Origin of the sequence: Oceanibaculum sp., assembly GCF_022449305.1 — a bacterium.
GTDB classification, from domain to species: Bacteria; Pseudomonadota; Alphaproteobacteria; order Oceanibaculales; family Oceanibaculaceae; genus Oceanibaculum; species Oceanibaculum indicum.
On the sequence record NZ_JAKUSO010000001.1, the window covers coordinates 23,330 to 36,619 of the forward strand.

Below are 13,290 nucleotides of genomic sequence, written 5' to 3' on the forward strand. Positions count from 1 at the left end.
TGTGTCTTGGTCTGGGGCTTGACTTAAAAGTTGATATCAACATTAATTGATCATGTCAAAACGTGAAACCGTTCCGTTCGAGACGACCTTGCTGGTGCGCGACACCTGCCTGTGCATGCACACCCAGCGCGCGGCCCGGGCGCTGGCGCGCCGCTTCGACGAGGTGCTGCGGCCGGTCGGGCTGAATAACGGCCAGTTCTCCCTGATGATGTCGCTGAACCGCCCGGAGCCGGCACGCATGGGCGACGTGGCGACCCTGCTGGCGATGGACCGTACCACCCTGACCGCCGCGCTGAAGCCGCTGACGCGGCGCGGCCTGGTGGACATTCTGATCGACCCGAAGGACAAACGCAGCCGCCGGCTGGTGCTGACCGATGCCGGCCGCACCCTGCTGGCCCAGGCGGTGCCGGTGTGGGAGGAATCCCACGCCGAGATCGAGAAACTGCTGGGCGACGCCGATCCGCAGCGGCTGCGCGACGATCTGGTCGCGCTGTCCTAATCGAGGATCGTCACGATCCCGTATTTCGCCAGCCACGCCAGTCCCCGGAAGGCGATGGGCTGACGGTCGGGCGGCAGATGCCGCACCAGATCGTCCGCCCGCCATTCCGGCACCTCGGTCAGCCGCCGGCACAGGCTCCGGGCTTCCTCGACCGTCGGCAGCGACTGGGCGGCATATTTGATATGCGGGGAGGCATAGGCGGCCTCAAGATCCCACAGCCCCTCGGATGTCAGGCGCACCCGGCAATCCGCGCGCAGCGCCCGGCTGGGATAGGCGGCAAATTGCTGGAACGGGTCGATCCGCCAGGGGTCGGCCACGTCTCCGGTAAGCGGCACCAGCTCCGGCGCTCTGTTCCGGCGCTCCGCCAGTTCCGCCCACAGTGCCTGATAGGCCTTAACGATCACCTGCCAGTCATAGAGGTCGCGGGCTCGTGTGCGCCCGCTGTCGCCCATGCGCTGGCGCAGGCCGGCATCCTCGGCCAGCTTCACGCAGGCTTCCGCACAGGCATCGACATCGAAGCCGGTGAACAGGCTCGCCTTGCCGACATAGACGTCGTAGCGGTCGATGCCAAGCGCGTGGCGCACGGCAAGGTCGCCGCCCCCGCCCGCCCCCGGCGTCAGGGTGGGGATGCGGAACCCGTCAATGCCGTCGCGCACCGTGTCGCGGTAGCCGTCCCAGTCGCTGACCAGGACCGGCAGGCCGGCCGGTATTGCCTCCACCGGCGTCAGGCCGAAAGTCTCCTGAATATTGTCGCTGGGCGAGACGAAGAAATCCGCCGCCGACCAGATCCGCCGGTGCGCCTCCTCCTCCAGCGGGCTGACGACATGCACCGCCACCGACGGCGCGAACTGAGCGGCGGTGGTTCGGAAAGCACGCTCCAGCCCGGCATTGTGAAACCATCCGGCCTGGATCAGGTGCAGCTTGCGGCTGGTCCGCTGCGCCGCACGCTCTAGTGCCATATAGAGCGGGTCCGGGTTGGCCTTGGCATGCGCGCTCAGCCGGCCGACATACAGGGCGGCGATATCCTCCGGCCCGATCCCGAACCGCGCGCGCCAGGCGGCCCGATCCTCCTCACGCCGGGTATAGGCGCCGGTATCGACGCCCAGCGGTATCGTCCGAAGTTCGGGCAGTGCGGGCGGCGGTGCGCCCAGCCGCTGCCCCAGATAGGCGGCGACCTCCTGCAGCTGCCGCTCCACCGCGTCACGGCCAGCCCGCGAGGTGCAGATCAGCGCGTCCCAAGGCTGCACGGGGGCCAGCAGAAGATCGCCGATGGCATCCATCGCCCCGGCGGAGGCGATGGTGTGCGTCAGACCGCACAGGCTGTAGCCCCGCTGATTATAGCCACGACGCAGAAAGGCGGCAGGACGGAGGTTCGGACCGGCGAGGAACAGGCAGCCCGCCTCCGCGATGGCCGGCGCACTGTCCATCGGCGCCCAGCGCACCGTCCGCTTCGGACCTCCGGCGCACTCGGCAAGGGCTGCGAAGCGTTCCGCATCCTGCGCGGTGGTCGCGCAGCAATAGAGCGCATCCGCCACCGCGTGCCGGGCATAGGCACGCACGAATCCCTCATCCGCCACCTGCCGCCCCAAAGGCTTGCCGGCTGTGGAGTCCGGGCGATAGAGAATGGCCGCGTTGTGCCCGGCTTCCGTTGACCCCACCTCGCTCTCCCCGTCAGCGTCAAGGCGGCGAGTATCCCCGCAAGACGGGTATCCCTGCAAGATGGGGGCTTATCCGCCCTGGGCGGCCAGCAGACGCTGTAGGGCGGCCTCGATCTCCGCCTCGCCGACGATGGCGGCGCGTTCCAGCACCTTCGACACGCTGGGCGAGGCCTCCCCGCCTGCCAGCCGCTCCACCGGCTGGTCCAGCCAGTCGAAATAGCGTCGCTGGACTTCATCGGCCAGCCAGCCGCCATAGGAGGTGCCTCTCGCACCCTGTTCGACGATCAGCACATTGTTGGTCTTCTCGATGCTGGCGCCGAGCGTCTCCCAGTCCAGGCTAGCACGGTCCAGGCTGCGCAGGTCGATCAGCTCCACATCCAGCCCCAGCCGCTCGATCACGGCGAGGCATTTCGGCACCATGGAGAGATAGGTCAGTACCGTCGCCCGGCGCCCTTCGCGGCGCACCAGCGCCTTGCCCAACGGAATGATGTAATCCAGATCACCGTCGGGAATGCGGCCCATCGACTGGTAGAGATCGACATGCTCAATCACCAGCACCGGGTCACGGCAGGCCAGTGCGGCATTCATCAGCCCGACATAGTCGAAGGGCGTGGACGGGGCGACGATGCGCCAGCCCGGCGAGGTGGCGAAAATGCCGGCCGGGTCCATCGAATGCTGCGAGCCATAGCCCGTGCCCATCGCCACCTTGGTACGCAGCACCAGCGGCACCTCCGTCCCGCCGCCGAACATGTGGCGGGCCTTGCCGATCTGGTTGAACACCTGGTCGGCGGCGACCCACATGAAATCCGGGTACATGAATTCCACAACCGGCTTGTAGCGCCCGTCGGCGGCCAGCCCGCCGGCAAGGCCGAGGAAGGCCTGCTCGGCGATCGGCGTGCCCAGCACCCGGCCGGGGAAGGCATCCGCCAGCCCCCGCGTCGCCCCGTTGGTGCCACCTTTCAGCCGGTGGATATCCTCGCCCATCAGCAGGATCGATGAATCCTCTTCCATGCGACGGTGCATGACATCGGCCACGGCATCGACGAATTTCCGCTCGATCAGCGCGCCCTTGTAGCTGTGCTCCTCCTCCACGCGCCGGCCGGACAGCTCCGACAGGTCGCCCCTAATGCCGACATCGCGGAAGCCGGGATCGGGCCAGAGCGACGGCACGATCATCCGCCTATTGCCATCCGCCTGGGTGAGGGCGGCGCTCGCTTCCTGCATCGCCGCCACGGCTCGGGCGCGCAATCCGTCCACCTCGCACTGGGTCACCAGCTTGCGGTCGATCATCTCCCGCGCCACCCGGTCCAGTGGGTCACGGGCGCGCCAATCGGCCTCCTCCTCCTTGCTGCGGTAGCCGAAGGCGCTGCCCGGCAGCGGCCCGTTCTGGTGGAAATAGCGATAGACCTCGGCCTCGATCACCGTCGGCCCCTTGCCGGCGCGCATATGCGCCAACGCCTCGCCCATCGCCAGATGCACGGCCAGCGGGTCCATGCCATCGACCCGCCAGGCCGGAATGCCGAAGCCCAGTGCCCGGCCGGACAGCCGCGCCTCGCGCGTCGATTCGGCTACCGTTGTTGCAACCGCGTAGAGATTATTCTCGATGAAGAAGCAGATCGGCAGCGACCAGGCGGCGGCGATGTTCATGCTCTCCAGCACCGCGCCGATATTCACGGCACCATCGCCGAAATAGACCACCATCACATCGCCGGTGCCGGCCAGCTTATGCGCCAGCGCCGCCCCCGCCCCCGGCGGCACGCCGCCGCCGACGATGGCGTTGGTCCCCAGCGCGCCAGCCGCATCCCAGCGCAGATGCATGGAGCCGCCGCGACCCCGGCAATAGCCCTGCGAAAGGCCGAGGATTTCCGCCAGCGTCTTGCTCAGCACATCCTTCGTTTCGCCCTCCACCGCACCGCGCGGGTCATGGCCCTGCGGGCGGACATAGGACAGCGCCTTGGCGAGGAACTGGTGATGGCCGCGATGCGAGCCGCTGACCTGATCGGTCGCGCGCAGCGGCAGGATGGAGCCGACCGCGCCGCCCTCCTGCCCGATGGAGGAATGCACCGGGCCATGCACCAGCCCTTCGCCGGCCAGCACCAGCACCTCCTCCTCGAAGGCGCGGATCAGATGCAGCTGCGTCAGCAGGGAATCCAGCAGCGCCGGATCGGTCTTGTCCCAGTCGCGTTTCGTGGTGCGCAGCGCGCGCCAGGGGGCCAGCGGCGAAAGCTCTTCATAGTCGGGCACGGAACCCCTCCCCGTCAGCCGCCGGGCTTTACCGCGCCGCCAGCCGGTTGCTTAAATGCTTGATTAGCGTGACCTTACGGTCCGGGCTGAAGGGGAACAAGGGGGCAGGCCATGATTTCATTCGAGGGCAGGGTGCTGCTGATGAGCGGGGCCGCCGGTGGCATCGGCCTTGCCACCGCACGGGTCTTTGCGCGCGCCGGGGCCAGCCTCGCGCTGGGCGATCTGGATGAGCGGCGGCTGGAGGAATTAGGCGCTGCGCTCGACTTGCCGGCTGACCGGCTGCTGCTGGCTCGGCATGACGTGACCGACCCGGAAAGTTCGCGGAAGCTTGTGAAGCAGGCGCAGGAGAAGTTCGGCGGTGTGGATGTGGTGGTGCCGAATGCCGGCCTCTACCCGACCGATCCGTTCGCGGACATGAGTGCGGCCAGCTGGTCGCACACGCTGGCGGTCAATCTGGATGGGGTGTTTCATTTGTGCCAGGCGGCGCTGCCGGCGCTGCGGCCCGACGCCTCAATGGTGCTGGTCGCGTCCATGGCCGCGCATTATGGCAGCCCGACCCATGCGCACTATGCCGCCGCCAAGGGCGGTGTGCTGTCGCTGGCCCGGTCGCTGGCGAAGGAGCTGGCGCCGGTACGGGTCAATGCCCTCTCACCCGGCCTGATCGACACGCCGATGGTGCAGCCGCTGATGCAGGCGCGCGGGCCTGAATTGCTGAACGCCACCCCGCTCCGGCGGCTTGGAACGCCGGAGGAGGTGGCGAACTGCATCGCCTTTCTGGCCAGCCCTCTCGCCGGCTACGTCACCGGGGCGACGCTGCATGCGAATGGCGGGCTGTATATCGCCTGAAACCTGTTACGGGCGGTCGCAGGGGCCGTTATTCAGCCCTTCATAGGTGCCGTCCGCATTGGGATACTCGTACCAGACGACGGAGCCGTCAGCCGAGCAATTGTCGAAGCCGGCGAACCGGCCGCCGCAGGCGCTGAGCATGCCCACGGCAAGAATCACGATGAGGGTGCGTACCAACATAGCTCTACCTTTCGCTTGAGGCAGCGCGGGCGCGCCGCCAGATCCGGTTACGGGGAGGCTCTATCGCGTCAGATCAGAGCTGACGGCCCGCCTCGAAGGTCAGAAGCTCGACAGAGTTCAGATTGTGGAACTGATAGACCGGGCCGTTCTTGTAGACCCGCTGACAGTAATCCTCACCGCCACGGAACAGCTCCCACTTCACGCAGAACTTGCCGTCCGGGGTGATCTGCCAGTTGCCGGCCTCGACGCCGGTCGGGCGGCGCAGCTCGGCCTTGCCGCCAGGCATCACATACATGGCGTAGGTGGCGTTGGAGCCGCTCATCGTGCCGGTGCCGGTATTGCCGACAACCAGCGCCCGCACCTCAGTGGCAGACATGGCGGGACCGGCGGGCTCGTCCGGAATAGACGGGCCAAGCGGCGCGGGCTGTGTGGCGCAGGCGCCCAGCGCAAACACGGCGGCGCACAGGATATAGGGTTTCATGGCTCAACTCCCTGATTGGCAGTTCGGGGGTATGCAAGGCCGGCCAGATAGCGGCCCTGTTTGCTCTCCCCCCTATAACGGGCGCGCCTGCCTAACGGTTCCAGGATACCCTAATTTGCCAATCATAAGTTATTTCTTATGAATTGAACGCCACACCCTTTCCGCCGTCATCGGGATATCGATATGTGCCACGCCATAAGGCTTCAGCGCATCCAGCACGGCGTTCATGACCGGCCCCGGCCCGCCGATGGAGGAAACCTCGCCCACGCCCTTGGCGCCGATCAGGCTGTTGGGGCTTGCGGTCGGCGCCCAGCCGAGATCGAGCGCCGGCACATCGTCGGCGCGCGGCATGGTGTAATCCATGAAGCTGCCGGACAGCAGCTGGCCGGTCTCCGGGTCATAATGCGCGGCTTCCAGCAGCGCCTCGCCGACCGACTGGCCGATGCCGCCATGCAGCTGGCCCTGCGCCGTCGCCTCGTTGATGACCCGGCCCAGATCGTCGATGCCGGTCCAGCGCCGCACATCGACCTTGCCGGTGTCGGGGTCGATCTCGACCTCCACCGCATAAGCGCCGTTCGGGAAGGTGGTGTGCAGCCCCTCGAAATCCAGCTGCACGGCGCAGCCGGTGCCCATCTCGGTATCGCGCGCGGCGTCCGGCAGGGTTTCCCAGCCGGCGGCAACCTCGCCCAGGCTCAGCTTGCGGTCGGTGCCGGCGATGCGGAACTCGCCCAGCCCATATTCGATATCCTGCACCGCCGCTTCCAGCATCTGCCCGGCGACCGCGCGGGCCTGGTGGATCAGCTGCTCCGCCGTGCGGTGCACCGTGTTGGCGGCAATCGGCATCAGGTTGGAGCCGCCGGTCCCGCCGCCCTTGGTGAGGAAGTCGCTGTCGCCCTGCTCGACACGGATACGCTCGACCGGGATTTCCAGCGTCTCGGCGGCCACCATGGCCAGCGCCGTGCGGTGCCCCTGCCCGGAATCCTGCGTGCCGCTACGCACCGTCACCGTGCCGTCGGCATGGGCGATGACCTCGCTGCGCTCCGCCACCGACCCGCCGGTGGCATGCAGATGCAGGGTCAGGCCCAGCCCGCGCCGCAGACCGCGCGCCTCGCTCTCCGCGCGCCGGGCAGGAAAGCCGTCGATATCGGCGGCCTTCAGGATGCGGTCCAGGACGGCTGGGAAATCGCCGCCATCATAGGTCTCGCCCATCGCGGTCTTGTAGGGCAGATCAGCCGGCGTCACCAGATTGCGGCGGCGCAACTCGATCCGGTCGATGCCCAGCGTCTCGGCGGCATAATCGATCAGCCGTTCGGTGGTGGAGACCGTCTCCGGCTTGGAGGCGCCGCGATAGGCGTCGGTCGGCACGGTGTTGGTGAACAGCCCCTGCACCCGGTAATAGAGACCCGGAATCCGGTAGCAATGGCCGAACACGCGCACAGCACCCTTGGTGACGATGGTGGCCGCCACATGGTTGATATAGGCGCCCATATCGCCCAGCGCGTCGATCCTGAAGGCGAGGAATTTGTAATCCTTGTCCAGCGCCAGTGCCGCCCGGTCCACGCGGCCCCGGCCCATCGCGTCCGACACCATGCCCTCGGTGCGGCTGGATATCCATTGCACCGGCCGGCCGGTCGCCTTCGCCGCGACCAGCGCCAGCACCTGTTCCGGATAGGGCCAGATCTTCACCGCGAAGCTGCCGCCGACATCCTCCGTGATGACGCGCAGCTTGTCGGTGCCGACACCCAGACAGTCGGCCATGCTGGCGCGGATCGCGACCACACCCTGGCTCGGCGTCGTCAGCGTATAGCGCCCGCTGGCGGGGTCATACTCGCCCAGCGCGCCGCGCGTCTCGACCGGGGCGATGACGATGCGCGGATGCCGCACCGTGAGTTCCACCACATGGGCGGCCTTGGCAAACAGCCGCTCCGTCTCCTCGCGGTTGCCGATCTCCCAGTCGAGGCTGCGATTGTCCGGCAGGTCCGGCCAGACCTTTGGCGCGCCGGATTCGGCGGCCTGCTCCAGATCGACGATCACCGGCAACTCGTCGAGGTCCAGCACGATGGCCTCCAGCGCGTCCAGCGCCTGATCCTCGCTGTCGGCGATGACGGCGGCGACAGGCTCCCCGGCATAGCGCACCGTGCCCTCGGCCAGCACCGGGCGGTGGCGCACCGCCATCGGGCTGCCATCGCGGTTCGGCACCTCACCCGCCACCTTCAGCGGACCGATGCCGGCTGCCGTCAGATCGTCTGCCGTCAGCACCAGCCGCACGCCCGGCATCGCCCGCGCGGCCTCCACATCCAGCGTACGGATCGTGCCATGCGCCAGCGGCGCGCGCAGGACCGCCATGGTCAGCATGCCCTCGGGCCGGCGGTCGGCGACATACCGGCCCTTGCCGGTCAACAGGGCTTCATCTTCGAGGCGCAGCATGATCTCAATTCTGGCTGGGGCTGGCTGGAACGGATGGAACAGCGACTGTAGTGCGCAAAGCGGCGCGTTTGAAGCACCCGCAAACCGCGCCGGCTATTTTTCGCCGTCCAGCCGCACCACCCAGCCCTCCAGCCCGGATGCCGCCGCCGGATAGCGGTCCAGCACCATCGGATCGTGGCCGGGAATGACATCGCCCTCCGGCCCGGCCAGCGCCTTCACCGTGCGGTGCCCCTCCAGCATGTCGGCGACATTATAGACGATGGGGAAGGGCCGGCCCTGATCCATGTTGGCGTAGAAATGCGAGGCATCGGAGGCCAGCACCAGCCAGCCGCGCCGTGTGCGCACCCGCACCACCTGCAGCCCCGCCGTATGGCCGCCCAGCGCATGGACGGACACGCCCGGCGCCAGTTCCGACGCGCCGTCATGGAACCGTACCCGCCCGTCGAACACGCGGCGCACCATCGCCGTCACGTCATCCACCGCGAAAGGCTGGCTGAGCGCCGGGTGGCACATGCAGCGGCCGGTGCAATAGGCCATCTCCTTGTCCTGGAGATGGTAGGTGGCTTTCGGAAACAGGTCGTGATTGCCGGCATGATCGTAATGCATGTGCGTGACGATCACGTCCGACACGGCCTCCGGCGCGATGCCGATGGCCTTCAGCCCCTCGCCCGCCGGCCTTGTGATGGTGCGGCCGCGCTTCGCCGCCTCCTGTCGGTCGAAGCCGGTATCGACGATGAAACTGTGTTTCTCGCCGACGATGGCCCAGACGAAATAATCCAGCGGCATCGGCCCGTCATGCGGATCGCCGCCGATGAAATTCTCCGAGGCCTTGCGCGCATGATGCGCGTATTTCACCGCATAGACCTTGTAGTCTTCCGTCACGCCCTGTCCCTCCCTGACGCTTTTTCAGCAGTGTAGGACAGGATATGGCAGGGTGGAGACCGAAAACGGCTACTGCGTCTTCTTGGCCGGTTCCTTGTCGGTGCTGCCCGGCTCCACCAGCATGGTTTCGACCTCGGCCACCAGCTGACGGCAGCTGTCATGATCACCCTTGCGATCAGCATCGATGGCCGCTTCCAGCTTGTCGATGGCGCGGGTCTCATTGCCGGGGGCGCCAATCCAGGTATCGCGCGGCTTCGCGGAATCGGTGGCGCCGCTGACATCCTTGGCGCCGTCCTTGGTGTTTAGCACCACCTTGGCCTTGTCATCGACCATCTGCTGCTTGCCGGATTTCGTCTCGGCGATCAGCTGATTGGCGCGGCCGGCGCAATCCGAGGCGGCGGCGATACCGGGCAGCAGGCCAATCCCGACCAGGGCGGCGAACAGGCTGCGTCTGTACATGATTCTTCTCCCACTGGGGTTCCATTGTTTCCCTAACCAACTGGCAAGGGCGGCCCAATGTTCCCCAGAGAGGGAGAGAGAATGCTAGGGCCGGTCCTGCCGGGAGAACAGGCCGGCGGCAACATCCAGGATGCGCCGCCAATAGACCAGCAGCACGAAGCCCAGCAGGATCAGGGCGATGGCGACGAAGGCATTCACGATGTGGAAATCGTGGGCGTCCTCGGCGACGAACAGTCCCGTCAGCATGGCTGACAGGGACAGCATGATGCGAACGACCCAGCCCAGCATTTCAGTCTCCGTATGCGGTTCCGCCAGCGTATTTTATCGAACCATAGGGCAAGGGGAGCGCCCGGCCGTTGCGATAGATCAATATACGCGCATCCTATCCGCGTGCCTTCGGCAGGGTCACTGCAACCAGCAGCCCCCCTGCCGGTGACTCCTCCAGCCGGATGGTGCCGCCATGGGCCAGGATCACGTCGCGGGTGATCGTCAGGCCAAGCCCGGTGCCGCCAGTCTCACGGTTGCGCGAACTCTCCAGCCGCATGAAGGGGCGGAAGGCCTCCTCGCGCTGTTCCGCCGGAATGCCCGGCCCGTCATCGGCAACGGAAATGGCGAAGGCGTCCGGCCCGTCGCGCAGCGTCACCCGAACCTCACTGCCGAACTTGCAGCCATTGTCGATCAGGTTGGCGAAGGCCCGGCGCATCGCCACCGGCCGGCAGGTCAGGCCGGCATGATCGGGACCGTCATAGATAACGCGGCATCCCGCATCGGCCGCCGTATCGCACAGGCTGATCAGCAGCGCGCCGAGATCGACCGCGCTGTACGCCTCATCCTTCAGCCGGTTGCTGGCATAGGTCAGCGTCGCGCTCACCATCGCCTCCATGTCGTTGATGTCCGACAGCACCTGGCGCCGCTGGTCCTGGTCCGGCACATACTCGGCGAACAGCCGCAGCCGGGTGAGCGGGGTGCGCAGATCATGGCTGATCGCCGCGATCATCTGCAGCCGGTCATCGACGAACTGCTTCAGCCGGAGCTGCATCGCGTTGAAGGAACTGCCGATGGCCCGCAGCTCCGGCGCGTTGAACTCACCAACGAGACTCAGTTCACGGTCCCGGCCCAGCTTCTCCGCCGCTGCCGCCAGATCGTCCAGCGGCCGCACGATGCCGCGTGCCACCCAGACCGACGCCAGCCCGATCATCACCAGCGCAAAGACCGGCAACAGCATGTTTCGGATCATCCGCAGATTTTCCTGGCCGTCGCTGTGCGGCATCACCACCAGCCATTCCGAAGGGCCGATCCGGACGGCAATGCGCAGATCGCTGCTGAGCATGTTACTGCCCCTGTCGTCGAGCACATCCGTCATCACCGTCGGCAGCGGCGGCAGGATGATGACCAACGGGCGCGGCGAATATTCCGGATCGTCCAGATCATCCGCCATCATCAGCACATCCTGCGGTTCCAGGCCGAGCAGACCGACGATCCGCTCATGCAGATCGGCAAAGCCCCCTCCCCGCGCGGTATGCGAAAAATCCGGCGGCGTCTCCAGCGCCACAACATCGAGCCAGCGCCGGACCGGCAGGTCTTCCAGGACGGCGGCCCGTTCAGCGACGGGCACGGCGACACTGCGGTCGCGTATATCGCGCAGATTGTCGAGCAGCCAGTCGCGGTCGAAGAACATGATTTCGGGCGGGCGGATGAGCAGCGGCATCGCCTTATCGACAGCCTTGACCGCCAGCATCCCGCCAAGGACAACCAGCACGATGCGCGGGGCGAGCCTGAGCCGCGACCAGAAGGGAATTCTCACGCTGGACTCCTCGCTGCCATATCCTGCTGCAGGGCAACCGGCACGGCGAAAAAATAGCCTTCATTGCGGATGGTCTTGATGAAGACCGGGTTCTGGGGGTCGGCCTCGATCTTGCGGCGCAGCCGGCTGATCTGCACATCGATGCTGCGGTCGATGGCCTCGCTCATGCGGCCATGCGCCAGATCCAGAAGCTGGTCGCGATTCAGCACACGCTGCGGATATTCCAGGATCACCGCAAGCAGGTCGAACTCTCCACTGGGCAGGTCGGTCACAGCTCAGGCCGGAGAGGGTAGGGTGCGGAGTCTGGAATTCAGCTGCCAGCCGGCGAATTCGTACACCGCTGCCGTCGGGCGCTCGGCATTGATACTGGCCGCCCCCAGCCGGCGGGTAACGGCACGGATGCGGGCCAGCAGCTCGCGCGGGTTGAACGGCTTCACCACATAATCGTCGGCGCCGATCTCCAGCCCGATGATCCGGTCGGTGTCGCCGCTCATCGCGGTCAGCAGGATGATCGGCACGCTGCTCTGTGCCCGCATGCGGCGGCAGAGCGACAGCCCGTCCTCGCCCGGCATCATGATATCCAGCACGATGACGTCGATGCGCGCCGCCTCGCAGATGGTGAACATCTCCCGCCCATCGCCGGCCTGGCTCACCTTCAGCCCATGATCGGACAGGAACCGTGCCAGCATGGCGCGGATGCGATGGTCGTCATCGACGATCAGGACATGGTTCGTGGGTTTGACGGTCACGCTGCTTCCGGGGCCTCTGGTGTATCGAACTGGCGCCACTATATCACCGGGGTCAGAACCGTCTCCCGCGCTGCAACATTCTGAAACATTCCGTCACGTCCCAGACACCTGCCCGGCCGGCCACGCGCTTAAGGTGGCGACATCCGCCCCTGCCGGGGCTTTCAGCAAAAAGGCCTTACCCCTGATGAACAGCATGACCCCTGGCCGTCAATCGCGCCTTCTGCCGACCGCCGCGGCCCTGTCCGCCCTGGCGGTGATCACATTCTCCTCTGCCGCCCTTGGCCAGCAAGCTGGGCAGAAGCCCGGTCAGAAGCCGGCCGACAAAGCGGCAAACAGCGACTGGGACATCCGGCTGGGTGGTGGCGGGCTGGTCCGGCCGGAGTACGAAGGCAGCGACGAGTACAAGGTCTCCGCCCTGCCCGTCCTGATGGTGAACTACCGCGACATGGTCTTTCTGCACGGGACGACGCTGGGCGCCAATGCGCTGACCCTGCAGGGCCCCAATCCAGGTGACAAGCTGCAGGTCGGGCCGCTGGTCCGTTACCGCTTCGGCCGCGACCAGGACGACAGTGACGATCTGCGCGGCATGGGCGATATCGACGGCGCGGTCGAGCTTGGCGGCTTCATCAGCTACAGCACGGGCCCGTGGTCGGCAGGCCTGACGCTGTTCCGCGATGTCAGCGACGCGCATGACGGCATGACGGCGGAACTTTCGGCCGGCCATCGGATGCAGCTGGGCCCGAAGCTGATGCTGCGCAGCGAGATTTCCACCACCTGGGCGGACGATAACTACATGCAGGCCTATTATGGCGTGACCGGCGTGCAATCAGCACGCAGCGGCATGCGGCAATATCAGGCGGAAAGCGGCTTTCAGGATGCCGGCATCACCTTCGACCTCGACTATCTGCTGACCGAAAACTGGTCCATCACCGGCCGGGTGGGCTACAAGCGCATGCTGGGCGACGCTGCCGACAGCCCGCTGGTGGCGGATCTCGGCTCCGAGGACCAGTTCAGCACCGGCCTCTACATCACCTACAAATTCTAACGACGCCGAACGCTGG

14 protein-coding genes are annotated in these 13,290 nt (G+C 66.6%); 3 read left to right on the forward strand and 11 right to left on the reverse strand.

Annotated features, from left to right (window positions below):
- The first annotated feature begins 52 nt into the window (after positions 1–52).
- Complete coding sequence (locus tag MK313_RS00105) at positions 53–499, forward strand: MarR family winged helix-turn-helix transcriptional regulator (RefSeq protein ID WP_121218972.1); 447 nt, start codon at positions 53–55, stop codon at positions 497–499.
- Here MK313_RS00105 and MK313_RS00110 read toward each other — a convergent pair.
- Positions 496–2,157 carry a glycosyltransferase family 4 protein gene (locus MK313_RS00110; protein ID WP_287779263.1) on the reverse strand — a complete coding sequence of 554 codons (1,662 nt, stop codon included), beginning with the start codon at positions 2,155–2,157 and terminating at the stop codon, positions 496–498. The two genes, MK313_RS00105 and MK313_RS00110, sit on opposite strands and share 4 nt — an antisense overlap.
- A gap of 69 nt (positions 2,158–2,226) precedes the next feature.
- Positions 2,227–4,401: a thiamine pyrophosphate-dependent enzyme gene (locus MK313_RS00115; RefSeq protein ID WP_287779265.1), complete on the reverse strand. Its 2,175-nt coding sequence runs from the start codon at positions 4,399–4,401 to the stop codon at positions 2,227–2,229.
- 111 nt (positions 4,402–4,512) lie between these two features.
- On the opposite strand from MK313_RS00115, the gene MK313_RS00120 reads away from it, so the two are divergent.
- Positions 4,513–5,247: an SDR family NAD(P)-dependent oxidoreductase gene (locus tag MK313_RS00120; RefSeq protein ID WP_287779268.1), complete on the forward strand. Its 735-nt coding sequence runs from the start codon at positions 4,513–4,515 to the stop codon at positions 5,245–5,247.
- Between the two features lie 6 nt (positions 5,248–5,253).
- Here MK313_RS00120 and MK313_RS00125 read toward each other — a convergent pair whose 3' ends face one another.
- The 9 genes from MK313_RS00125 to MK313_RS18175 form a co-directional block, all read right to left on the reverse strand.
- A complete protein-coding gene (locus tag MK313_RS00125; protein WP_156816302.1) occupies positions 5,254–5,427 on the reverse strand; it encodes a hypothetical protein in 174 nt (57 codons plus the stop codon).
- 73 nt (positions 5,428–5,500) lie between these two features.
- A complete protein-coding gene (locus MK313_RS00130; protein WP_008945227.1) occupies positions 5,501–5,908 on the reverse strand; it encodes a hypothetical protein in 408 nt (135 codons plus the stop codon).
- Positions 5,909–6,037: 129 nt separating this feature from the next.
- On the reverse strand, positions 6,038–8,335 hold the full coding sequence (locus MK313_RS00135; protein WP_287779272.1) for a xanthine dehydrogenase family protein molybdopterin-binding subunit: 2,298 nt from the start codon (positions 8,333–8,335) through the stop codon (positions 6,038–6,040).
- A gap of 93 nt (positions 8,336–8,428) precedes the next feature.
- Positions 8,429–9,217 (reverse strand): N-acyl homoserine lactonase family protein, encoded by a 789-nt coding sequence (locus tag MK313_RS00140; protein ID WP_287779273.1) that lies wholly within the window; start codon positions 9,215–9,217, stop codon positions 8,429–8,431.
- Between the two features lie 69 nt (positions 9,218–9,286).
- The gene (locus MK313_RS00145) at positions 9,287–9,676 is read right to left on the reverse strand and encodes a hypothetical protein (RefSeq protein ID WP_287779274.1); all 390 of its coding nucleotides are present in this window, start codon (positions 9,674–9,676) and stop codon (positions 9,287–9,289) included.
- 84 nt (positions 9,677–9,760) lie between these two features.
- Entirely contained in the window at positions 9,761–9,964 is a 204-nt protein-coding gene (locus MK313_RS00150) for a hypothetical protein (RefSeq protein ID WP_008945223.1), read from the reverse strand.
- 94 nt (positions 9,965–10,058) lie between these two features.
- On the reverse strand, positions 10,059–11,480 hold the full coding sequence (locus MK313_RS00155; protein WP_287779277.1) for an ATP-binding protein: 1,422 nt from the start codon (positions 11,478–11,480) through the stop codon (positions 10,059–10,061).
- On the reverse strand, positions 11,477–11,752 hold the full coding sequence (locus MK313_RS18170) for a helix-turn-helix domain-containing protein (RefSeq protein ID WP_322098623.1): 276 nt from the start codon (positions 11,750–11,752) through the stop codon (positions 11,477–11,479). The genes MK313_RS00155 and MK313_RS18170 overlap by 4 nt, the downstream gene beginning before the upstream one ends.
- A gap of 3 nt (positions 11,753–11,755) precedes the next feature.
- Entirely contained in the window at positions 11,756–12,229 is a 474-nt protein-coding gene (locus MK313_RS18175) for a response regulator (RefSeq protein ID WP_322098624.1), read from the reverse strand.
- A 184-nt stretch (positions 12,230–12,413) separates the two neighbouring features.
- On the opposite strand from MK313_RS18175, the gene MK313_RS00165 reads away from it, so the two are divergent.
- Positions 12,414–13,274, forward strand: coding sequence for a MipA/OmpV family protein (locus tag MK313_RS00165; protein ID WP_287779279.1), 861 nt, complete (start codon positions 12,414–12,416; stop codon positions 13,272–13,274).
- The last annotated feature ends 16 nt before the right edge of the window (positions 13,275–13,290 follow it).

Bases quoted from the DNA above. Each gene is read 5' to 3' on its own strand.
- MK313_RS00105 (WP_121218972.1), top strand. From the start codon at position 53: ATGTCAAAACGTGAAACCGTTCCGTTCGAGACGACCTTGCTGGTGCGC.
- MK313_RS00120 (WP_287779268.1), top strand. From the start codon at position 4,513: ATGATTTCATTCGAGGGCAGGGTGCTGCTGATGAGCGGGGCCGCCGGT.
- MK313_RS00125 (WP_156816302.1), bottom strand. From the start codon at position 5,427: ATGTTGGTACGCACCCTCATCGTGATTCTTGCCGTGGGCATGCTCAGC.
- MK313_RS00130 (WP_008945227.1), bottom strand. From the start codon at position 5,908: ATGAAACCCTATATCCTGTGCGCCGCCGTGTTTGCGCTGGGCGCCTGC.
- MK313_RS00135 (WP_287779272.1), bottom strand. From the start codon at position 8,335: ATGCTGCGCCTCGAAGATGAAGCCCTGTTGACCGGCAAGGGCCGGTAT.
- MK313_RS00145 (WP_287779274.1), bottom strand. From the start codon at position 9,676: ATGTACAGACGCAGCCTGTTCGCCGCCCTGGTCGGGATTGGCCTGCTG.
- MK313_RS00150 (WP_008945223.1), bottom strand. From the start codon at position 9,964: ATGCTGGGCTGGGTCGTTCGCATCATGCTGTCCCTGTCAGCCATGCTG.
- MK313_RS00165 (WP_287779279.1), top strand. From the start codon at position 12,414: ATGAACAGCATGACCCCTGGCCGTCAATCGCGCCTTCTGCCGACCGCC.